This is a genomic window from Methanosarcina barkeri str. Wiesmoor, from assembly GCF_000969985.1.
GTDB lineage: Archaea > Halobacteriota > Methanosarcinia > Methanosarcinales > Methanosarcinaceae > Methanosarcina > Methanosarcina barkeri_B.
In genome coordinates this window covers 3,661,600-3,679,867 of the sequence record NZ_CP009526.1, presented here as the reverse complement: position 1 = coordinate 3,679,867, position 18,268 = coordinate 3,661,600, and the positions used below count along the sequence as shown (strand labels likewise).

Here is an 18,268-nt window from a genome sequence, read left to right as displayed (position 1 = left end):
TCATTTTATGTATAGTTGGAACCGCTTTACTTACTTTTCAATTGGTTTTAAGGAGGATTCGAATGGTTAAGGTAAACGTGATATTCCATAGTATTCATGGTCACACTTACAAAATGGCAGAAGCTATAGCTGAAGGAGCGAGAGAAGTAGAAGGAGCTGAAGTAGAAATCTATCAGGTTCCTGAAACCCTGCCTTACGAAGTTCTGGAAAAAATGGGGGCAATTGAAACAAAAAATCTTTTTGCACATATTCCTGTAGTGACCAGGAGCATGTATGAAGATGTATTCGCAGGAGCAGATGCCCTTATTTTCGGGACACCTACGCGTTACGGAAATATGACCGCTCAGATGCGTACCGTTTTTGACGGCCTTGGAGGACTCTGGAGTCGAGACGCTCTTGTTGGAAAGGTAGGAAGCGTCTTTACTTCAAGTGGAACACAGCATGGAGGCCAGGAATCTACAATCCTCACAACGCATGTTACCCTTCTACATCTTGGAATGATCATTGTCGGGCTTCCATATTCAGAAACCCGACAAAGAAGGATGGATGAAATCACAGGCGGTAGCCCATACGGAGCTTCAACAATTGCAGGAGCAGAAGAAAATCGCCAGCCTTCTGAAAACGAACTTGCAATGGCCCGCTATCAGGGGAGACATGTAACCCAGATTGCCAAAAAACTCATTGGATAAAAGGAAACGTAAAAATAAAAAAGGTTGGAAAACGTTCTCCTTTTAAAGATGTTCTCCGCATTTTTAATTTTTTCATCTTACAAATACTCAACCAAGACTCGGGAAAGTCATACCTCTGGATTCAACTTTACCTTGAGCTTTTATTAGGCATGCCAGAGTACAGTAAGTTGCTTTTTCCTCCGCCTTTTTAAGGACAAAGAATTCTTTCCCACATATAGGGCATGTTTTTTTTACGTAAGACATTGTAAACACGCATTCTCAGTAGTGAGTGATTTTTTTAATATTCGTTTTTAAGGTGTTTACTATGATAGCACAATAAAATATAAACTTTCTTATTAAGAGTATATATATCTTTAATAAGAAATTAAAGTTGATATACTGGATGGGTTAAGAGATCTTTATCAAAATCACCGTATAGAGAATCAAAATCGTTATATGGAGAAAACAATTTTCAGTTAGAGTCTGTCTTAAAATTAAATAATCTTTAGAATCAGATCATAAGATCATAAGTACTGTACCAAGAAATAAACTGAGGATTGAAAATGGCAGAGAACCAGAGTCGTATGCAACAATTTTAGGCCATCACGCCAAAATCATAAACTAAAGAAGTTCTTGAAAATAAGAAAAAATAACCTTCAAATCTGACAAAATAAGGCGACTATGCCCTTTTTGCCAGATTTGGTTCTGTTCTACCGTAAATATTTATATTTGGTTTATGGAAAGAACCAAAAATATAGGGTTTTAGTAGGATTGAATATATCCTCTTTCTTTTGTCTTCTTCCTTGCTCTAACTTATGTTAATTTCTTACTTAAATTTTTATATAAGCCTTTACTCGATATAGCTATAATCATTTCCGTACTTGGCTACGATCGACTATGCTTTATCTTCTTCTACAGAGTGACACTCCAAGAAGTCCGATTACTCCATAAATCACTTCAAATCCAGGCGACTTTGCGCTTCCACTTTCAGAAGCATCTGAACTTTGTGTCTGCTCAGAATCTGCTGTACTTTCGTTATCCTGTTCAAGGTCCTGAGTGTCAGGTTCGGATTGCGTTTCATTCATAGCTTCTGTTACACTACTTTGAAGTTCAGAAGAAGCACTGATGTTATCGCTAACGCTTGTTTCTGTACTATAATTTTGGTCAATACCAGTAGATTCAGACTCTGTTCCATTCAAATATATTATTGCATTAGAAGTATTGGCGCTACTGACATTGATACTGCCAGTACTACTGCTGTGGTGGTGGTGGTGACTGCTACTACTGCTCTCTTCGTTGGCTATAGCTTCTTCCGTTACGTTTACTAAACTAACTTTTGAGAGAGATCCAGCTTCGTTGCTTGCCGTGAGTGTTACTGTATAGTTTCCTGCTTCGGAATAGATGTGTGTTGGACTTTCATCATCGGAAGTATCTCCATCTCCAAAGTCCCAGTCCCATCCGGTTGCATTTTGGGATAAATCTGTAAATTTCACAGAGCCACTGGAGTTATCTGCACTAAAATCAACTATAGGAAGACCATTGTGTACAGATATTTCTTGAGTTTTTGTGCTCCAGCCATTCTCATTTTCTACTACCAGAAGAGCAGTATAGTCTCCTTCAGTAGAGTAATTATGAGTTGGATTCATCTCTTTTGAAATATCTCCGTCTCCAAATTTCCAGTACCAGGAAGTAGCATTTGTACTGTTGTCAGTAAATGATACATTCAATGGTGCACTTCCGTAAGTGGAAGACGTGGAGAAATCAGCAACTGGCAGGTTTGAACTGTTTCTATTGGCAGTTACATAGGCTATTTTCGTAAGTGAGTCGTTTCCATCAGGCCCCCATACTAACAGCGTAACATCATAAACGCCAGGCTTTTTAATATTATGATGAGTTGATGTTTCTATACTGCTGTAAGTGGTAGCCCCTGTTTCTACGTTTTCAAATATCCACTTCCAGTGAGTAACATTACCGGTAACGTCACTCGTAAACATGGTAAATAACGTAACATTTCCATTTGTAACGTTAGAGGAAAAATCATTAACTGTTACATCGCCTGCTGCTAGAGCTGTAGGCATTAGAAGTATAACCAGCACTAATAAAACCATAGGCAAGAAAATTTTTTTCATATCGAATTCTCCTCAGGACCAGTGCACTTGATGTGCAAATAAAGCAAGAGCAAATTTACCCTGAACATTAGGGTTCATGCAGCTTGAAGATTTATGCCGCTATTTTTAGCTCAGTTGCTTAAGTCCTATTTTTTTTGACTGTCTGCCGGCTATCCGCCGTTTGACAGTCACAAAATCGACAGACTTGTATATAAAGTTATTTTTTATAGTCCTAAAAAAAGAATTTATTTTTTAGGGGGCATTTAGCCTTATAAAATAAATTAGTTTATTAATGTAGATTTTCCAATTAAAATAAATGAGAAAATTAATTTATTTACTATTTAATAGATTAATGAGAGTTTAATTTAAATTTAGATTCATATTACCTCATATTTTAACATTGATTGTAGTCTGATAGAAAAAACATGTTCAAGAGACACAATTGTAAAAAAAATAAATTAAATATACAAAACTTTAATTTTCTTCAAATTTTATTTTAAAGCTTAATTGAGACTACTCTCTTAAAAATAGAACTTTAAATGTGTAATTTTGAGAGAAAAACTTTGTATATATATTTATTAGTGAAATAAACAAAGTTTATCCTTATTTAAAATGATTAATTCAAAGACCTTTGCAAACCTGTAAAAACTTAGATAAGTTACTCCATAAAAAAATAACACATTCGTATAAAAGTAACTCTTCCACTGACCCATGTTATGGCAGTTTATCGGAGACTAAATTTATTATTCGCAGCCAGCAAAAAGACCAGGAAAAGGTATTTTTGACAATGTATCTTTTTGATATTATCCTAATATTTAGAACTGTAAATAATATTTAGAACTGCAAATAAGCAAGACATTTTAAGGCTAAATGAGCAAAATATAAAGCCAAAGTCCAGCTCTTATTAAAATATAAAAACATTTTGTACTAAGCTATTTGAGGTAATACATTCATTTTTTATAGTGGGTTATATATTCAAAAAAATAATTCAACTAGATTATGTCACTATATTTTGGGAACCTGAGTTGAAGCTTAAATGTCTGAGTTGTATTATTTGTAGGGCCATAAAAATTTAAAAAAACAGGAGGTATCCGGAATTAGGCCGCTAATTTTCGGAAATGGGAGAATCCTGATCTGCGAAGATGAAAAAGGAACTATAAGGGATATCTATTTTCCATATGTAGGACTTGAGAATCACGGAAACTCTATAAAAGTTGGCATATGCGATCTTGACTCCCTTTATTGCAGCTGGCTTGAAAACTGGAAGATTCGACAGAGATATAAATCCGAGTTTAAGGAGGAGTTCTGTAAGCGTATCCTTGAAACCTCAGGAGAGAACAGGAAAGGCGTAAGAAGGAAATACGAGATTCTAGAAGGCAACCAGGAAATCCCTGAGGCCTGTATGGGAGTTGTCTCTAATATAGGGGAAACAGTATTCGAAAATCCGGAGATCGGACTCCGAATCACTGTATGGGAAGCTGTTCACCCCTCGGTAAATATATTTTACAGGACTTTTAAGGTCACTAATACATCTAATAAGCCCAAACATTTGCGTCTTTTCTCAAACCAGAATTATCGAATTCTTGAGACCAAAATCGGAGAAACGGCTGTAATCGATAAACATACACTTATCCATTACAAGCGCGACCGATATTTCCTGCACGCAAGTGACCCTGCGTTTGACCAGTATGCAGTTGGAACTGCAGAGTGGAGAGGGCTTGAAGGCACCTGGAGAGATATGGAAAGTGATGCATCTCTTAGCGGGAATCCTGTAGCGCATGGCTCGGTAGATTCCACCCTTGGCTGGACCCTTCCCGAACTGAAGCCTGGAGAATCGACAAGGTTACACTACTGGATAGTTCTCGGAAAAAAGTACTGCAGCGTGCTTCAGACTCATAAACAGGAAAAGGAAGCCGGAAGAAAAACCCTTTTCCATCATAGCTTCAATTTCTGGAACTCGTTTATTGAGAGAGTATCCGTCCTTCCGGAATTTTCTCGAATGCCGGAACTTCCTCAAAGTGTCTTAAAATGCTTTTACAGGAGTCTCCTTGCAGTTGTTGCCCACATGGATATCACGGGCTCGATAATTGCGTCTTGCGATTCGGATATAAAGCAATTTGGAGCAGACCTTTACACCTACTGCTGGCCAAGAGATGCAGCCTGGATCTGCATTGCTCTTGACAGGGCGAGATATCACCATCTGACTTCCGAAACTTTTGAATTTTTTTCAAAAACCATCACCCCTAGAGGAAACTTTCTTCACAAGTACACACCTGCAGGAGACTTTGGGAGCACATGGCATCCTGTCCCCATGATTCAAATCGACGAAACAGGGCTTCCTCTTTATACCCTCTATAACAACTGGGAAATTGCAAAGAGTGTCTGGACAACAGGCAGGTACTACAGAAGACTTGTGATTCCCACAGCTAACTATCTTATAAAAGCCATTGATACGAAAACAAGCCTTCCAATTTCGAGTTTTGACCTCTGGGAAGAACGAAAAGGCATACACACCTACAGCGCGTGTACGGTCTATGCAGGCCTCAACGGAGCCTATGAACTCTCCCGTTCTCTTGGCGATTATGACAATGCAAATGTCTGGAAGGAAGCTGCAGACCTTATTCGGAAGTCTATTCTGGAGAGACTTTACGATAAGCGACTAAAACGTTTCCGCCGTTCTCTTGACGACCCTACACTTGATTCCTCAGTCTTTGCAGTCTGGTACTTCGGGATTCTTCCCCCAGATGACCCCAGGGTCGTCCGGACAATGGAAGCTATTGAACGCGAGCTTAAGCGCCCTTCAGGCGGGATTGCCAGGTACCTTCACGATACTTATTTTGGCTATATGAACAGCTGGATTCTCTGCACTCTCTGGCTCTCACAGTGGCATTCCGCAGTTGGCAACCTTGACCGAGCTCTCGAACTCCTAAAATGGTGCGCAGCTCACGCTCACCCCACCGGCCTCCTATCCGAACAGATCGATGATAGAGGTAACCCTGTATCTGTCCTCCCCCTGGCCTGGTCCCACTCAACCTACGTCCTCGCAGTCCTCGAATACCTGCAGGCCCTTGAGAAAAAAGAAGGTAGTTCATGTAATTATTCGGAAAAATAAAAACGATAAGCGATTTTCCTGAAAAACTCTCTGATAACTTAAATATGTATTTTTGAAAGTTTCCCAAATTTTTAGCCTTAAAATTTTTAGTTTTTTGCCTTCTATTTGCCAATTAACATAACATCAATGATTATCATACCTTTGCTACAGTTGATATCAATCATACTGCTGCCAATCTTGCTATTTCTCAACATTAATCCCATCCCTTTGAACTGGATAAGCATCATTAGTTGACTTGGTATGTTCTCTGCCATTTTTACCCATAATAATAATGATAAATCTTTGGTTGCAGCATTGGTGTACCACCAAGTAATGGCAGACCAGTAGATGTGATTATAAGCTCCTTTCACAGGAGTTAAACTTTTTTTGGTTCAGTTGTAAAAACCTAATTTTTCAGGATATTTTGGAATACGAACCTTTTGACATAAAATATTCGTATACTGCTATACAAATCCAAATGTTACATCCTATCAGAGAATACGCTTGTTTCCTTTAATAAACTCATCCAATATCAAAAAAGCATAAGAAACACTTAGACAGTTTTCTCAATGTCTCTGGATGACGAAAAATACCATAGTTTATATTTTATAGGACTTACGCACTTGAGGAACAGAACCCATTACGACAAAGCCTGCGGATCAAAGTCGTATTTTAACCAGCAAATGGTCTGATGCTATTGATCTTCAGTCCAACTGCGTAAGTCCTATTTTATAAATAGATTTATAAAACTTACAAGAGTTCCAAAATGAAAGAATTTCCAAATAAGACAAGTGAAGATGTAGGTAAACAGTTTAAATAATATTGAACATTTACAGTACTTCCATTTACTGTGATCTCACTTTAATAGGTGTTAGTACTTATTGGTTTTCCTCTCAATGTCTTAACATAATATTAATAATTAAATGCAGTAGTTATTATCAAAATACTGTATTTTTCATATTATCTCAACAGATGTTCACCGATACAAATTTTAGTCAAACAATAATAAAGTATTTTTATGAAAAACAACTGTATAATAATAAATGAAAGAAAAGTATCCGGTTTCAGGATTTACAAGGGACAAAGAAGCCATTTATGTAAATGGAATCCGTATCTTTGTTCCTGTAGAATATGATAAGTTTAAGGCAGGAATTCCAAAAAAGAGACATAAAACTCTTTTTGAGCTATCAACAATAACTGGCATGAGGTATGCTGAAATTCAAAGGCTATATGATCATCCTGAATGGTACTCTGAGAGCAGGAACCAAATTCGTCTTAATGAAGATGCACAGAAGAAAGTGAAACGAAAAGCGAAGGAGAGAACCATTGATTTGTTACCCTCAACTTTTCCCTATATTCTTGATCAATTTTTTAACTGGCCCGCTCCTCCAGATATTGACACCTGGAACCAAGACCTTAAAAGATGGGCTGTTAAAACTGATTTTAATCCATTTGGAATCTCAGCAAAAACTACAAGAAAAAGTATTGAATCTTGGATGCTAAGTTCAGGAGTACCGCCTTTTAAAGTTTACCAAAGACAGGGACACGATCCTCAGACATCTCTTTATCATTATCAAGGACTCAGCTTTACAGATATAGAGATGCACCAGATCAAAAAAAGATTAATGGAATGGGGTATTCTTAGAACAGATAGCTAAGATGAATAATAGTCTAGCTAGTCTAAAATTTTCTAATATTTGCCCTTCAATAAACTGCATGAGTTATATTTGTAGGAATTGTTTCTAATTTTCTATAAATTCAAAGTCAAATTTTAGGTTTGGAATACATACGGAAAAAGGATACTAACTAAGATTTAAGAAGACAACAACTAAAGAAGTCATAGTTTGATGAGATGTGAGATTATAAAGTTGTTGTCTTACATAACTTAATCTACTTATCTGATATTGGTTTTGTATGATCTTGTAGATAAATGTAGTAGTTTTCCTATAAAACTACTGGTTATTCGATATATTCTTAGGTATTTTTGTCATTGAAATGAAATATCAATGTAAAAATACAGTATTGTTAAGAAAATAACTGTATTAAAACCATTTGATATTAGTCTCTTTATAGTGCACAATAAATATTTATTATGCTGCGTAACCTGTTTGCAAATCCACTTCGTAGGCCATAATTACCATTTTCTACATCGATTTTCATAAAATCTATCCACTTTAGTCTTATTTATGCTAATTCTAGCAGTAAATTTTTAAGAATATTTGAGTATACATAGAGGTTTATTGAAACCTTCTGCGTTTTCTCAGTTTAGTTCCACTTGTGATTTTACAGAACTTTTATAACAGTATAGAATATATTATATTTAAATTTTACTTTTAAATATTTGATATCTCTAAAAATCCTACATTTGGCAGCAAGCACATTTTAACATTTAAATATTCATGATTGTTCTTTTTTGTAGGTGCAGTTCTAAATCAATATCATGCAGATCATACATATAATTTTATTTGTCATTTTTCCCATTTATTATAAATATATATTAATTATGTTATAGTTAACAATTAGTAATTTCTGATTTAAATAAAATTGTAAAAGTTTTGAAAAAAAAACGATATCAATAGAAAAATTAAATGGATTTTTATGTCGACCTGCCGAATATGAGAGTCATGAACTGTGACTATTTAAATTACATCATCAGTCAAAAAATTTTAATTTAATTTATAAATTTAGATAGTTTATAGTAAAGTTATTTACTTAAAACTACTGTATTATTGGTTGGATGAAACTATTATTAAGAAATATATGTTAAGATAAAGGGGGAAAATACAGTAGTTTTATAGGAAAACTACTGTATTTCTAAGATTTTCCATTTATGTCTAATATGGGTTATTGGATGATTGATATTTTGTCTTAGAGCATCTTTGCTTTAGGACATAAGCAGTTGAACTGAAAAATGAATAGCATAAGTCCTATTTGTTTAATTTCATTTGTTTTTTAAGCTTGCCTACATACAGGAAAATTGAGTGTATATGAAAAAAAATAGAGAGCGGAATGCGAATGTGTGTATCTTCTGGAAAATATCAACTGATTATTAGTAAACCACCAAATTTTAGAGAGTGCTCTAAAAGATTGGAACCCAACCAAGAGATAAGATTGAAGTTCGAGGGCGCATATGTTTGACTTGGCAGAAGTTATACATCTAATTAATTACATAATTTTCACTATAGTAATTATATTCATTTTAACGAAAAAGCTGCCGTTGAGGAGAACGGTCCGTAGGTCTAGAATCATTTTTTGGATCGTATTAATCAGCAATATCTTTTCAGCTACCCTTCAATTATTCTGCCTAATAAACCCAGATTCAACTATATGGTACCAGTTAGTTGCTGATTGCCTGGGCATCATAGGACAGAGTACACTCCTGATAGGAATTGTGTGGATGAAATTGATAGTTGAACCGAGTCCAAAACCGAGGAAAATTTTGGTGCTTGGAGCTCATCCAGATGACATAGAGATCGCCTGTGGAGGATCTATCGCAGAGCTTTCCGATGCAGGGCACACTATAATGAGCTTGATCGTAAGCAAAGGGGAACGTGGGGGTAATAGTTCATCTAGGCTTATAGAAGCAACGAAAGGCGCTGAATTCTTAGGCATAAATAAGGTCGAAATTATGGATTTTCCTGATACTAGACTGGATCAGTTCATCTTGGAGATTAGCAAACAAATCGAAATAATCGTAAACGAGTTGAAACCGGATATGGTATTTACACACTCAATTCACGATATACATCAGGATCATAGAGCGGTTCACGATGCAACACTGCGTGCTTGCCGCAATCTGAGTACTATATTATGCTATGAAAGCCCTTCTACTACCCAGGACTTCCAACCAAATGTTTTTATAAATATCAAACAGTATATAGATATTAAAATAGAAAGTATCCAGGAACATAAAGATCAAAACAAAAAGAAATATGTACAGCCAAAGCAGGTTTATGGAAAAGCCATCTTCCGAGGTGCTCAAGCAAAATTGGAAGAAGCAGAAGGCTTTGAGGCGATTCGGATTAATTTACAAATTTAATTGTATCTGTGATCATATGACATAAACAATCATAAATTTAAAAGGACCCATCATAGATTGGACAAGAAGGATTATTTATGGTAAAGATTATGGTGACTGGTATTGGAGGCCCAGCCGGTCGTAATGTTGCATTACTCCTTTTAGAAAAAGGACATACCGTCATTGGCGTTGATATGCAGAGGATCTCGCTTCCAGGGGTCAAGGTGCATAGGATTCCTCCTGCTTCACACCCATCGTTTTTGGAAAAACTATATACTCTTACGATCGAAGAGAGCATTCAACTGCTGATTCCAACTGTGAGTGAGGAATTGCCAATCTTAGCCTCAGAATGGAAAAAATGGAGTGACATACCGGCGGTAATTGGCCAATATCAAGCAGTCTCCGATGCAGATGATAAATTTCTGACATATAAACGGCTTTCGAGCCATGGAATATGTGTTCCCAGGTACTTACTACCTTCACAGGTCTCTTCGCCTGAAGAGATCTCGCTTAATTTGGGATGGCCATGCCTGAGTAAGCCGCGAGTAGGTAGAGGTGGTAGAGAGGTAGTTATTAGAAACATAAAGGATTGGCCTGCAATCTCCATGCTTGATGACAGATATATATTGCAGGAGTTTCTCCCTGGAACGGATTACGCACCTGAGGTATATATTGGGAAAAAATCTGTTATCGTAGTTTTAGAAAAGACTAAGCTAAAAGAAGGAATCGTGGGCAACGCAGCTGAAGTGAAGCGCGTAAACGCTCCAGACGTGGCAGATACAGCTATATCTGCAGCAAAGGCTATGAATCTGACCGGCCCAATGGACATAGATATTCGCCGTCGAAAAGATCACAATCCTGCAGTTCTAGAGGTCAATGCCAGGTTTGGGGCAAATATTGCCCGAGCCAAAGAAGTACTGGATGCAGTTTTGGAAGATTTTAGAGTTTGCTAATGGAGTCGACTCAATACCAAAATCCAGTGATGAACGTAAAATCCAAAATCACTAGATTTTGTAATTGATCACAAGCCTTATGATACAACTTCGGCCTCGTCACAGAATAATCTCTGCATAGAATAAACTCTGCATAGAATAATAAACTCTGCATATTACCGATTGGGCATTTTGATTTTCACTATCAGGGTCGCTAATCAAAGTTACAAGAAATTATATGTTGCATAGGTTATTTTGTTACGGGCACTTCGGGATTGAAGTCTTTAGATATCGAATATTGATTTTGACAAAAACTGGATTTTTCTGCTAATTCAGATTTTCAATCAAGAAATGAAAAAATCACTGGATTTTGGAACAGAGTCATGGAGCCACTTCTTTTATTCTTCTATATTATAGGATTCACCTGCTTTTCTGTAGGTATTCTGACAATTCCATATTATCCACTATCTTTAGCTTTCGAAATGCGCAAAAGCAAACAGAATATATTCAACAGCAAGAATCCCTTTGTCTCTATAGTGGTACCAGCCTATAATGAAGGAAAAGTGATAGGCCATTGTATAAAGTCCATTCTAGAATCAAATTATTCAGAATATGAGGTTATCCTAGTAGATGATGGTTCATCTGATAATACACTTGAAGAGATGCAGCATTATGAAACGAACTCTCATGTAATTGTGGTAACCAAGAAAAATGGAGGCAAAGCCTCAGCTCTTAACGTGGGACTAAAACTAGCCAAAGGAGAAGTAATATTCTTCGTCGATGCTGACGGCATCTTTGCTCCTGATACCATAAGCAAGATGCTCAGTGGTTTTATCAGCGAAGATGTAGGTGCAGTATGTGGCAACGATGCTCCCATTAACCTAGATAAGCTTCAGACACAACTGGCGAACTTGCTCACTCACGTAGGCACAGGCTTTGTGCGTAGAGCGCTGTCTACTATTGATTGCCTTCCTGTCGTGTCTGGAAATATAGGCGCCTACCGATCTAGCACTCTTGAAAAGACTGGTCCCTTCTTAGAGGGATTTATAGGCGAAGATATGGAATTGACCTGGCGTGTGCACAAGGCAGGTTACAAAGTAGTGTTTCAACCTTGGGCCATAGTGTATGCAGAAGCACCCTCAACTATCACGGGCCTGTGGAAGCAGCGCGTGCGATGGGCGCGTGGGTTACTTAAGACCGCTTATATTCACCGAGATATGTTATTCAATCCAAAGTATGGCCTTTTTGCCTTTTATTTGCCTATTAACTTAACATCAATGATTATCATACCTTTGCTACAGTTGATATCAATCATACTGTTGCCAATCTTGCTATTTCGCAACATTAATCCCATTCCTTTAAGCTGGATAAGCATCATGGGTTGGCTTGGTATGTTCTCTTCCATTTTTGCATTATTATTTTCTATTGCCCTTGACCGAGCTTGGCTTGATTTAAAATACTTCTACGTGATACCATTATGGGTACTATATTCCTTTATGATGGATGTAGTAATGCTATGGGCGATCATCGTTGAGCTGCGTAGAAAGGAGGCAAAATGGAACAAGCTAGATCGGACCGGCATTGTAAGCCGCTGAGAGATTCCAACTCAATAATATGCAGAATAGCCTGTTTTATCATAATATAGGACTTACGCGGTTGAACTGAGAAATCAATAGCATCAAACCTTCAACTGTTTAAATTATCAAACAAGTCACAATGCCTAAAGTGCTTGATTTTGTACTTCAAATGCGTAAGGCCGAATAATATTCATCGGTTCCGTTGCAAAAAATCGTGTTATTTTACGAAACAATTAAAAAACTTCACAACTGATATATAAGAGTACCAATTATAACCTAAAAGTACGGGACGAAAATTTGTGCAACAGATTAACTTTTGGTACACTAACATCAGGCAGTGTGCAAATTTTCTGAAAATTCAAAGTCAAATTTTTGTATACTGAGCATAATTAAGTACTCTTGTTATCGAATTCCCAAAACACAAACTTATCAAAATTTATTATTTTACAGAAATTAAGGCACACTGCCAAAAGATTGACTGATATAATATATACCCTTAAATTTCTAGTTATTTCAATGCATTTGTTTCATAATTATTTTGTAATGAAACTGTTTTCTTTTTCATTAAAAACCTTAACTCTCCCTCGCGTAAGGAATAAACCAATTCAAGAATTGTGCATTTTGGTGTTGTTTTTTAACGGATTTTTGCATTTTCCCTCCCTATTGCTTTCAATTCTACCAGAAATTTTTTATACATTTAGTGCTATTTATTTTTTAGATATCAATAATTTTATATGAAATAAACTGAAAAATATGAAGAAAATTTATTTCCTATAGGATATAAAAAAGTACTTATTTTTAAATTCGAGACCTATAGGCCCAAACATTAATTTGTTATCTTTCTCTCCGCTGGCGATACACGGAAAAATTCGGTACTGTGTTTTAATTATTCGGAGTGAAACATGATCTAGAGCATTGTTATTGAAAAAGAAATTTCCTATTCGTAACAGAGTTAAGGTAAAAAAATAATTTATTTCAGTGAAATTAAAATTTTATTGTTCGGCATGATTTTAAGTAAAAATCCATAGATCAAAAAATTAAAAAAATATCAAAATTTACTCATGCAGTGTTAATAAAAACGATTTTTGATGTTATTATAGCTAATTTGAATATTTTAAATCCTACTTTATCGTTAATATGATATATATATGTTTTTATTTATTAAACGTAAATTTATATTTTTAGTCATGGACTATTTGTAATAAAACTTTATATAAAATAAAAAAGATTTATAATAATGGTGAAAATATGCGAAAATCGATATTCATATTAATTGGGATTATATTACTTATATCAAATGCCAGTGCCCTTGGTTGGTCGGGATATGATTTGACACATAAAAGTGGTATAAAAGATCCTGGATCAAATAATTGTAACCCAAATGACGCATATGCAGATTCAGAGAAACTACAATCAAATGCAAGTGTACTTCGTTGGTCGGGATATGATTGGACACTTAAAAGTGGTATAAAAGGTCCTGGATCAAACTATTGGAACCCAAATAACACATATGTAGATTCAGATGGTAAACTACACCTTGAAATAAACTATAAAGATGGTCATTGGAATTGTGCTGAGCTGGATAGTGTTAAAAACTTTAAATATGGAAGATATACATGGGTAGTATCTTCACAATCATTAAATCTTGATAAAAATGTAGTACTTGGACTCTTCACATATACAGATGACAATCATGAAATTGATATTGAATCAGGTCAGTGGGGTAACTCAAGCTCAGACCATCTACATTTCACATGCCAACCAGACCAAACAGTAACATTTGTGTCACCTACTTCTAGTTATATAAACGCAACTGACGTGACTTATACATTCGATTGGCGACCAACTTACATACATTACACTGCTAGAGCGTCAAATGGCAAAATCATTGCTAATTGGCACTGTACAAATACTAGAGATATTCCTAAAGTAAAAGCAAAAGTAATGATGAACCTTTGGTTGCAGCATAGTGTACCACCAAGTAATGACAAACCAGTAGAAGTGATTATAAGCTCCTTTCACTGGTCATCGATTAAGCATAAAATCCACATCCAGTAGACTCTGTTCCAAAATCCAGTAATTTTTGCATTTTTGATAGAAAATCTGAATTAGCAAGAAGAATCCAGTTTTTATCAAAATCGATATTCGCTATCTAAAGACTTGAATCACTAAGTTGTATTACACGGATGATGACCATTTATAAAATCCAGTGATTTTGAATTTTACATTTATCACTGGATTTTGGTACTGAGTCTCATCAATCACCTTTCCAATATCAAGTTCATCATAAATACCAGAAACGATTCAGTGATGAGCAAGAGAACGTGTTGTAACAAGCATAATTAAATTCGGATACATTCGTCATCTAGTAATATACGATCTGTTAAAAAAATGTTACTATTATCGTGTTTTTATGTAAACCTGTAAAGTAAATCAAGATGTATAGATAAATGTAGTAGTCATGTTATGGTTAACTGATTCCTTAATCGAAGACGCATGAATCCGAAGAAAGACAAGATATTTTTAATATTAATATATTAACAGAGAAATAAATTAATTTATCAGGCACCTGCGGAAAGTCAGATTCAGCCCTCTTGAGCGAACAAAGTCAGCGAAAATGTCTCCGTCCTCCCGAGACGGGACTCGAGTAATTCAGCCCTCTTGAACGAACGAAGTTAGCGAAAATGTCTCCGTCCTCCCGAGACGGGACTCGGGCGTTAAAACATTTTTTCGAAATACAGGTACCCTGTCTCTTCTTTCTTGAAAGTAAAGCCGTGCTTGAGGTACATGTCTATAGCTTTCGTGAGGGTTGAATCGGTTTTAAGAAACACACCTGAGCAGTTTTTCTCAGCAAAATCGAGAGCAGTCCTGAAGAGCTGTTTTCCGTTGCCTTTGTTCCTGAAGGCTTTTTTAAGATAAATACGCCGGATTTCGCACCGGTTTCCGCTAAGTTTTCGGACACCTGCAGTGCCTACGACTTTGCCGTCGATGATTCCCACAAAGAAAGAACCTCCACTTCCAAAATAATACCCGTTTATATCATTGAGGTCGGCATCTTTTAGCCTGTCGGGTTCAAAGCCGTGCTCCTTCAACACTCCAAGCACAACGTCACGGACTTCTTCCTTTCTGGAATTGTCGTATCTCTGGATTATCATTTAACTCACTCTGCAAACCGTACAGTTCATTTCCTATTTACTTGTCGGTTTTCAGGCTCTTTTTTAAGGATTCGGAATTCAAATAACTCTGGGAACTGAGATATTTTTCCGGGTTTTTGAGAAAGTCCAGGGAAACAGTGTAAAATATCTCCGTGCCGGTAATCAGGATATCTTCATCAATATCAAACTTGCAAGAGTGATTGATTTCCACTATCTTTTTTTCCGGGTTTAGGTCACCCAGGGAAATAAAAATTCCTGGAACTTTCTGCAGGTAACTTGCAAAATCTTCAGCGGCAAAGGTTTTTTCGAGTTCAGGGTAGATTGTAAGTTTCGGGAAACTCTCCTGCATCTTTGAATTTACAGCGTTTGTGAACATAGGGTCATTCACAAGGACAGGATAGCCGTGCAGTATATCAAGCTCGTAGTCCGGAAAGCCTGAAAATTCGTCTCCCGGCTTTACGTATCTTTTTATTACCTCATCCAGGCACTCTTTCATTGTCCTATCAATGATATCCGTAGTCTCTCGGTCAAAGGATCGATAACTTCCAAGAACCTCTACAGTATCAGGAATTCTGTTGAACTGGGCCCCTCCTCGAATCCTCCCCACACCAATGATATACTTATCCGGTTCAAGCTGTTTTTCCAGGGCTGGATAAAGGTTGCTCAGAAAATCCGTTACTATTCGGACGGGATCAATGCAGCTTTTAGGCTTTGAGATATGGCCTCCCTTTCCCTTAACTATCACTTCAAACCGATTGGTGCTTGCCATAAAAGGTCCGGGACGAAAACCCACACTTCCTGATTCGTGATTGGTAAAGATGTGTATGCCCATAACTGCATCCACACCTTCAAGCCCTCCCTCTGCAATTACCTTCTCCGAACCTCCTGGTGGGATTTCCTCGGCAGGCTGGAAGATAAGGCGAACTTCCCCTGGAAAATTCCTGTTCTCCTGAAAAAGCCGTGCAGCCCCAAAAAGCATTGCCATATGTCCGTCATGTCCGCAGGCGTGCATTACTCCATCGTTTCTGGAAATATAGTCGCTATTTCTTTCAGTCAACTCTTCCTGTACCTGCAGCCCATCCGTATCTGATCGAAGGGCGATACAGGGCCCAGGTAACTTCCCCCGAATGCTTGCAAGTACACCGGTATCTGCAATTTTTCTGGCTTCTACTCCCAGTTCTCCAAGGATTTTCAGAATTTTCTTCTGGGTCTCGTATTCTCCAAAACTGAGTTCGGGGTATCTGTGAAATTCGCGCCTGAGCTGTATAATCCAGGCTTCAAGCTCATCTGCACTCGGATTTTCTCTCAAAAGCATTCCCTCGGATGTTCTGCATTTGCAGTCTGTTCCGCTTACTGGTCCATAATATTTATAGTCTTTATATCGACTGGTCGTAATATTAAATATTTTTTACTTCAGGATGTTCTATTTTAATATACTTTGTTTGTGTCTATCTTATTCCTTCAGCATATTTCCCTTAAGTATCTGTAGCTCCAAGTATATTATCCATTTTACTATGCCGTTTGTTCCAGAACATGACATTTGTTCCAGAAATTTTCGCTAAAGCCTTTTTTCAAAAGGGTTTTTTCAAAAGGGTTTTTTCAAAAAGGTTTTTTCAAAAGGGTTTTTTAAAACACCTGATTAATTATATACAGGAATATCACAATACGTTTCCCATTATTTATTATAAATTATTATAAAGCCCAACCGTTAAAGTTCCTTAAACCCGAGTACTCTGAAGTGCTCCTATAAGTTCCAGGGATGATGGTATAAATGCTAAAAACACGCTTGAGGGATTTTCTTGTCACGAAAGATAACTGGCTTTTTGCGGTTTCCGACTATTTCCGTAGCGATGGAATCCGTGCCACACTCCGCTACGTGCCCGATGAGAAAGGGGAAAGGGAGTTAAACGGAATACGATATAAAAAATATGATTTTGGTCCGGCTTTTGAGTTCATGAGGAAGCACAGGCCTGAATGGGTTCAGGATGTTCATGTGGTGCCTGAATCTGAGGTAAAACAGGTACTTCGCCCCTCGGATGCGATTCCCAGGCTTGTAAATTCTGACAGCCGCGTCAGGGCAATCGTAAAGACCCTTGACCTAGCAGGCATTCCCAGGACAAGTATGGGAGTTACTGGCTCAATGCTCGCAGGCCTACAGAATGAGAGCTCGGATATTGACTTTGTTGTGTACGGACCTGCATGGTTCAGGGCAAGGGATTCAATAGCTGCTGCAAAACAGCAGGAAGGGCCCATTGAAGAAATTGATGAGGAGATGTGGCAGAGAATCTATACTAAGAGAATTCCAGAGATTTCGTTTGATGAATTCATGCTGCACGAATCGAGAAAAGGTAACCGTGGCATGGTCGAAGGCACTTATTTTGACCTTCTTTTCGTAAGGGAATGGGACCAGATAAAAGAACCTCTTCTGCGCGGGAAGGATACAGTCAAAATGAAAATCGAAGCCAAAGTTACAAATGCCGACTTTGCTTTTGACAGCCCTGCGTATTACAAGGTAGATCATGATGAGATCGACCATGTGCTCTCATATACCCACACCTATGCAGGCCAGGCACTTCCAGGAGAGTTAATAGAAGCTTGCGGCATCGTTGAAGAAGTCGGAGACATTAAACGGCTTGTTGTGGGCACTTCAAGGGAACCAAAAGGGGAATGGATAAAGTCTCTTTCCTGGCTTGAGAGGTGCGGGCATATATAAAAGAGG

12 protein-coding genes are annotated in these 18,268 nt (G+C 37.3%); 8 read left to right on the top strand and 4 right to left on the bottom strand.

The window, feature by feature from the left end; genetic code table 11:
• The first annotated feature begins 62 nt into the window (after positions 1–62).
• Positions 63–689: an NAD(P)H:quinone oxidoreductase type IV gene (gene wrbA, locus MSBRW_RS15140; protein ID WP_011306900.1), complete on the top strand. Its 627-nt coding sequence runs from the start codon at positions 63–65 to the stop codon at positions 687–689.
• 87 nt (positions 690–776) lie between these two features.
• On the opposite strand, the gene MSBRW_RS23065 is transcribed toward wrbA, so the two are convergent.
• Both MSBRW_RS23065 and MSBRW_RS20435 read right to left on the bottom strand, forming a co-directional pair.
• Positions 777–932: a hypothetical protein gene (locus MSBRW_RS23065; RefSeq protein ID WP_196298002.1), complete on the bottom strand. Its 156-nt coding sequence runs from the start codon at positions 930–932 to the stop codon at positions 777–779.
• 638 nt (positions 933–1,570) lie between these two features.
• Entirely contained in the window at positions 1,571–2,797 is a 1,227-nt protein-coding gene (locus MSBRW_RS20435; protein WP_011306901.1) for a PKD domain-containing protein, read from the bottom strand.
• Between the two features lie 1,381 nt (positions 2,798–4,178).
• Here MSBRW_RS20435 and MSBRW_RS15130 point away from each other — a divergent pair.
• The 6 genes from MSBRW_RS15130 to MSBRW_RS20430 all read left to right on the top strand — a co-directional run bounded on the left by MSBRW_RS15130 (position 4,179) and on the right by MSBRW_RS20430 (position 14,452).
• Positions 4,179–5,888: a glycoside hydrolase family 15 protein gene (locus tag MSBRW_RS15130; RefSeq protein WP_011306902.1), complete on the top strand. Its 1,710-nt coding sequence runs from the start codon at positions 4,179–4,181 to the stop codon at positions 5,886–5,888.
• 1,022 nt (positions 5,889–6,910) lie between these two features.
• Complete coding sequence (locus MSBRW_RS15120; protein ID WP_011306903.1) at positions 6,911–7,525, top strand: site-specific integrase; 615 nt, start codon at positions 6,911–6,913, stop codon at positions 7,523–7,525.
• Positions 7,526–9,270: 1,745 nt separating this feature from the next.
• On the top strand, positions 9,271–9,906 hold the full coding sequence (locus tag MSBRW_RS15115; RefSeq protein WP_230669788.1) for a PIG-L deacetylase family protein: 636 nt from the start codon (positions 9,271–9,273) through the stop codon (positions 9,904–9,906).
• Positions 9,907–9,983: 77 nt separating this feature from the next.
• The gene (locus tag MSBRW_RS15110) at positions 9,984–10,838 is read left to right on the top strand and encodes an ATP-grasp domain-containing protein (RefSeq protein ID WP_011306905.1); all 855 of its coding nucleotides are present in this window, start codon (positions 9,984–9,986) and stop codon (positions 10,836–10,838) included.
• A 362-nt stretch (positions 10,839–11,200) separates the two neighbouring features.
• Positions 11,201–12,412 carry a glycosyltransferase family 2 protein gene (locus MSBRW_RS15105; RefSeq protein ID WP_011306906.1) on the top strand — a complete coding sequence of 404 codons (1,212 nt, stop codon included), beginning with the start codon at positions 11,201–11,203 and terminating at the stop codon, positions 12,410–12,412.
• A 1,230-nt stretch (positions 12,413–13,642) separates the two neighbouring features.
• Positions 13,643–14,452: a glycoside hydrolase family 16 protein gene (locus MSBRW_RS20430; protein ID WP_011306907.1), complete on the top strand. Its 810-nt coding sequence runs from the start codon at positions 13,643–13,645 to the stop codon at positions 14,450–14,452.
• A gap of 659 nt (positions 14,453–15,111) precedes the next feature.
• Here the strand turns inward: MSBRW_RS20430 and MSBRW_RS15095 are convergent.
• On the bottom strand, positions 15,112–15,549 hold the full coding sequence (locus MSBRW_RS15095) for a GNAT family N-acetyltransferase (protein ID WP_011306908.1): 438 nt from the start codon (positions 15,547–15,549) through the stop codon (positions 15,112–15,114).
• 37 nt (positions 15,550–15,586) lie between these two features.
• The gene (locus MSBRW_RS15090; RefSeq protein ID WP_048102760.1) at positions 15,587–16,864 is read right to left on the bottom strand and encodes a M20 metallopeptidase family protein; all 1,278 of its coding nucleotides are present in this window, start codon (positions 16,862–16,864) and stop codon (positions 15,587–15,589) included.
• Positions 16,865–17,320: 456 nt separating this feature from the next.
• Here MSBRW_RS15090 and MSBRW_RS15085 point away from each other — a divergent pair, with 456 nt between their 5' ends.
• Positions 17,321–18,262, top strand: coding sequence for a nucleotidyltransferase domain-containing protein (locus MSBRW_RS15085; RefSeq protein ID WP_011306910.1), 942 nt, complete (start codon positions 17,321–17,323; stop codon positions 18,260–18,262).
• Positions 18,263–18,268: the final 6 nt, after the last annotated feature.

Coding starts and splice junctions, on each gene's coding strand:
- MSBRW_RS20435 (WP_011306901.1), bottom strand. CDS start 2,797: ATGAAAAAAATTTTCTTGCCTATGGTTTTATTAGTGCTGGTTATACTT.
- MSBRW_RS15090 (WP_048102760.1), bottom strand. CDS start 16,864: ATGCTTTTGAGAGAAAATCCGAGTGCAGATGAGCTTGAAGCCTGGATT.
- MSBRW_RS15105 (WP_011306906.1), top strand. CDS start 11,201: ATGGAGCCACTTCTTTTATTCTTCTATATTATAGGATTCACCTGCTTT.
- MSBRW_RS15095 (WP_011306908.1), bottom strand. CDS start 15,549: ATGATAATCCAGAGATACGACAATTCCAGAAAGGAAGAAGTCCGTGAC.
- wrbA (WP_011306900.1), top strand. CDS start 63: ATGGTTAAGGTAAACGTGATATTCCATAGTATTCATGGTCACACTTAC.
- MSBRW_RS15085 (WP_011306910.1), top strand. CDS start 17,321: ATGCTAAAAACACGCTTGAGGGATTTTCTTGTCACGAAAGATAACTGG.
- MSBRW_RS20430 (WP_011306907.1), top strand. CDS start 13,643: ATGCGAAAATCGATATTCATATTAATTGGGATTATATTACTTATATCA.
- MSBRW_RS15120 (WP_011306903.1), top strand. CDS start 6,911: ATGAAAGAAAAGTATCCGGTTTCAGGATTTACAAGGGACAAAGAAGCC.
- MSBRW_RS23065 (WP_196298002.1), bottom strand. CDS start 932: ATGTCTTACGTAAAAAAAACATGCCCTATATGTGGGAAAGAATTCTTT.
- MSBRW_RS15110 (WP_011306905.1), top strand. CDS start 9,984: ATGGTAAAGATTATGGTGACTGGTATTGGAGGCCCAGCCGGTCGTAAT.
- MSBRW_RS15130 (WP_011306902.1), top strand. CDS start 4,179: ATGGGAGTTGTCTCTAATATAGGGGAAACAGTATTCGAAAATCCGGAG.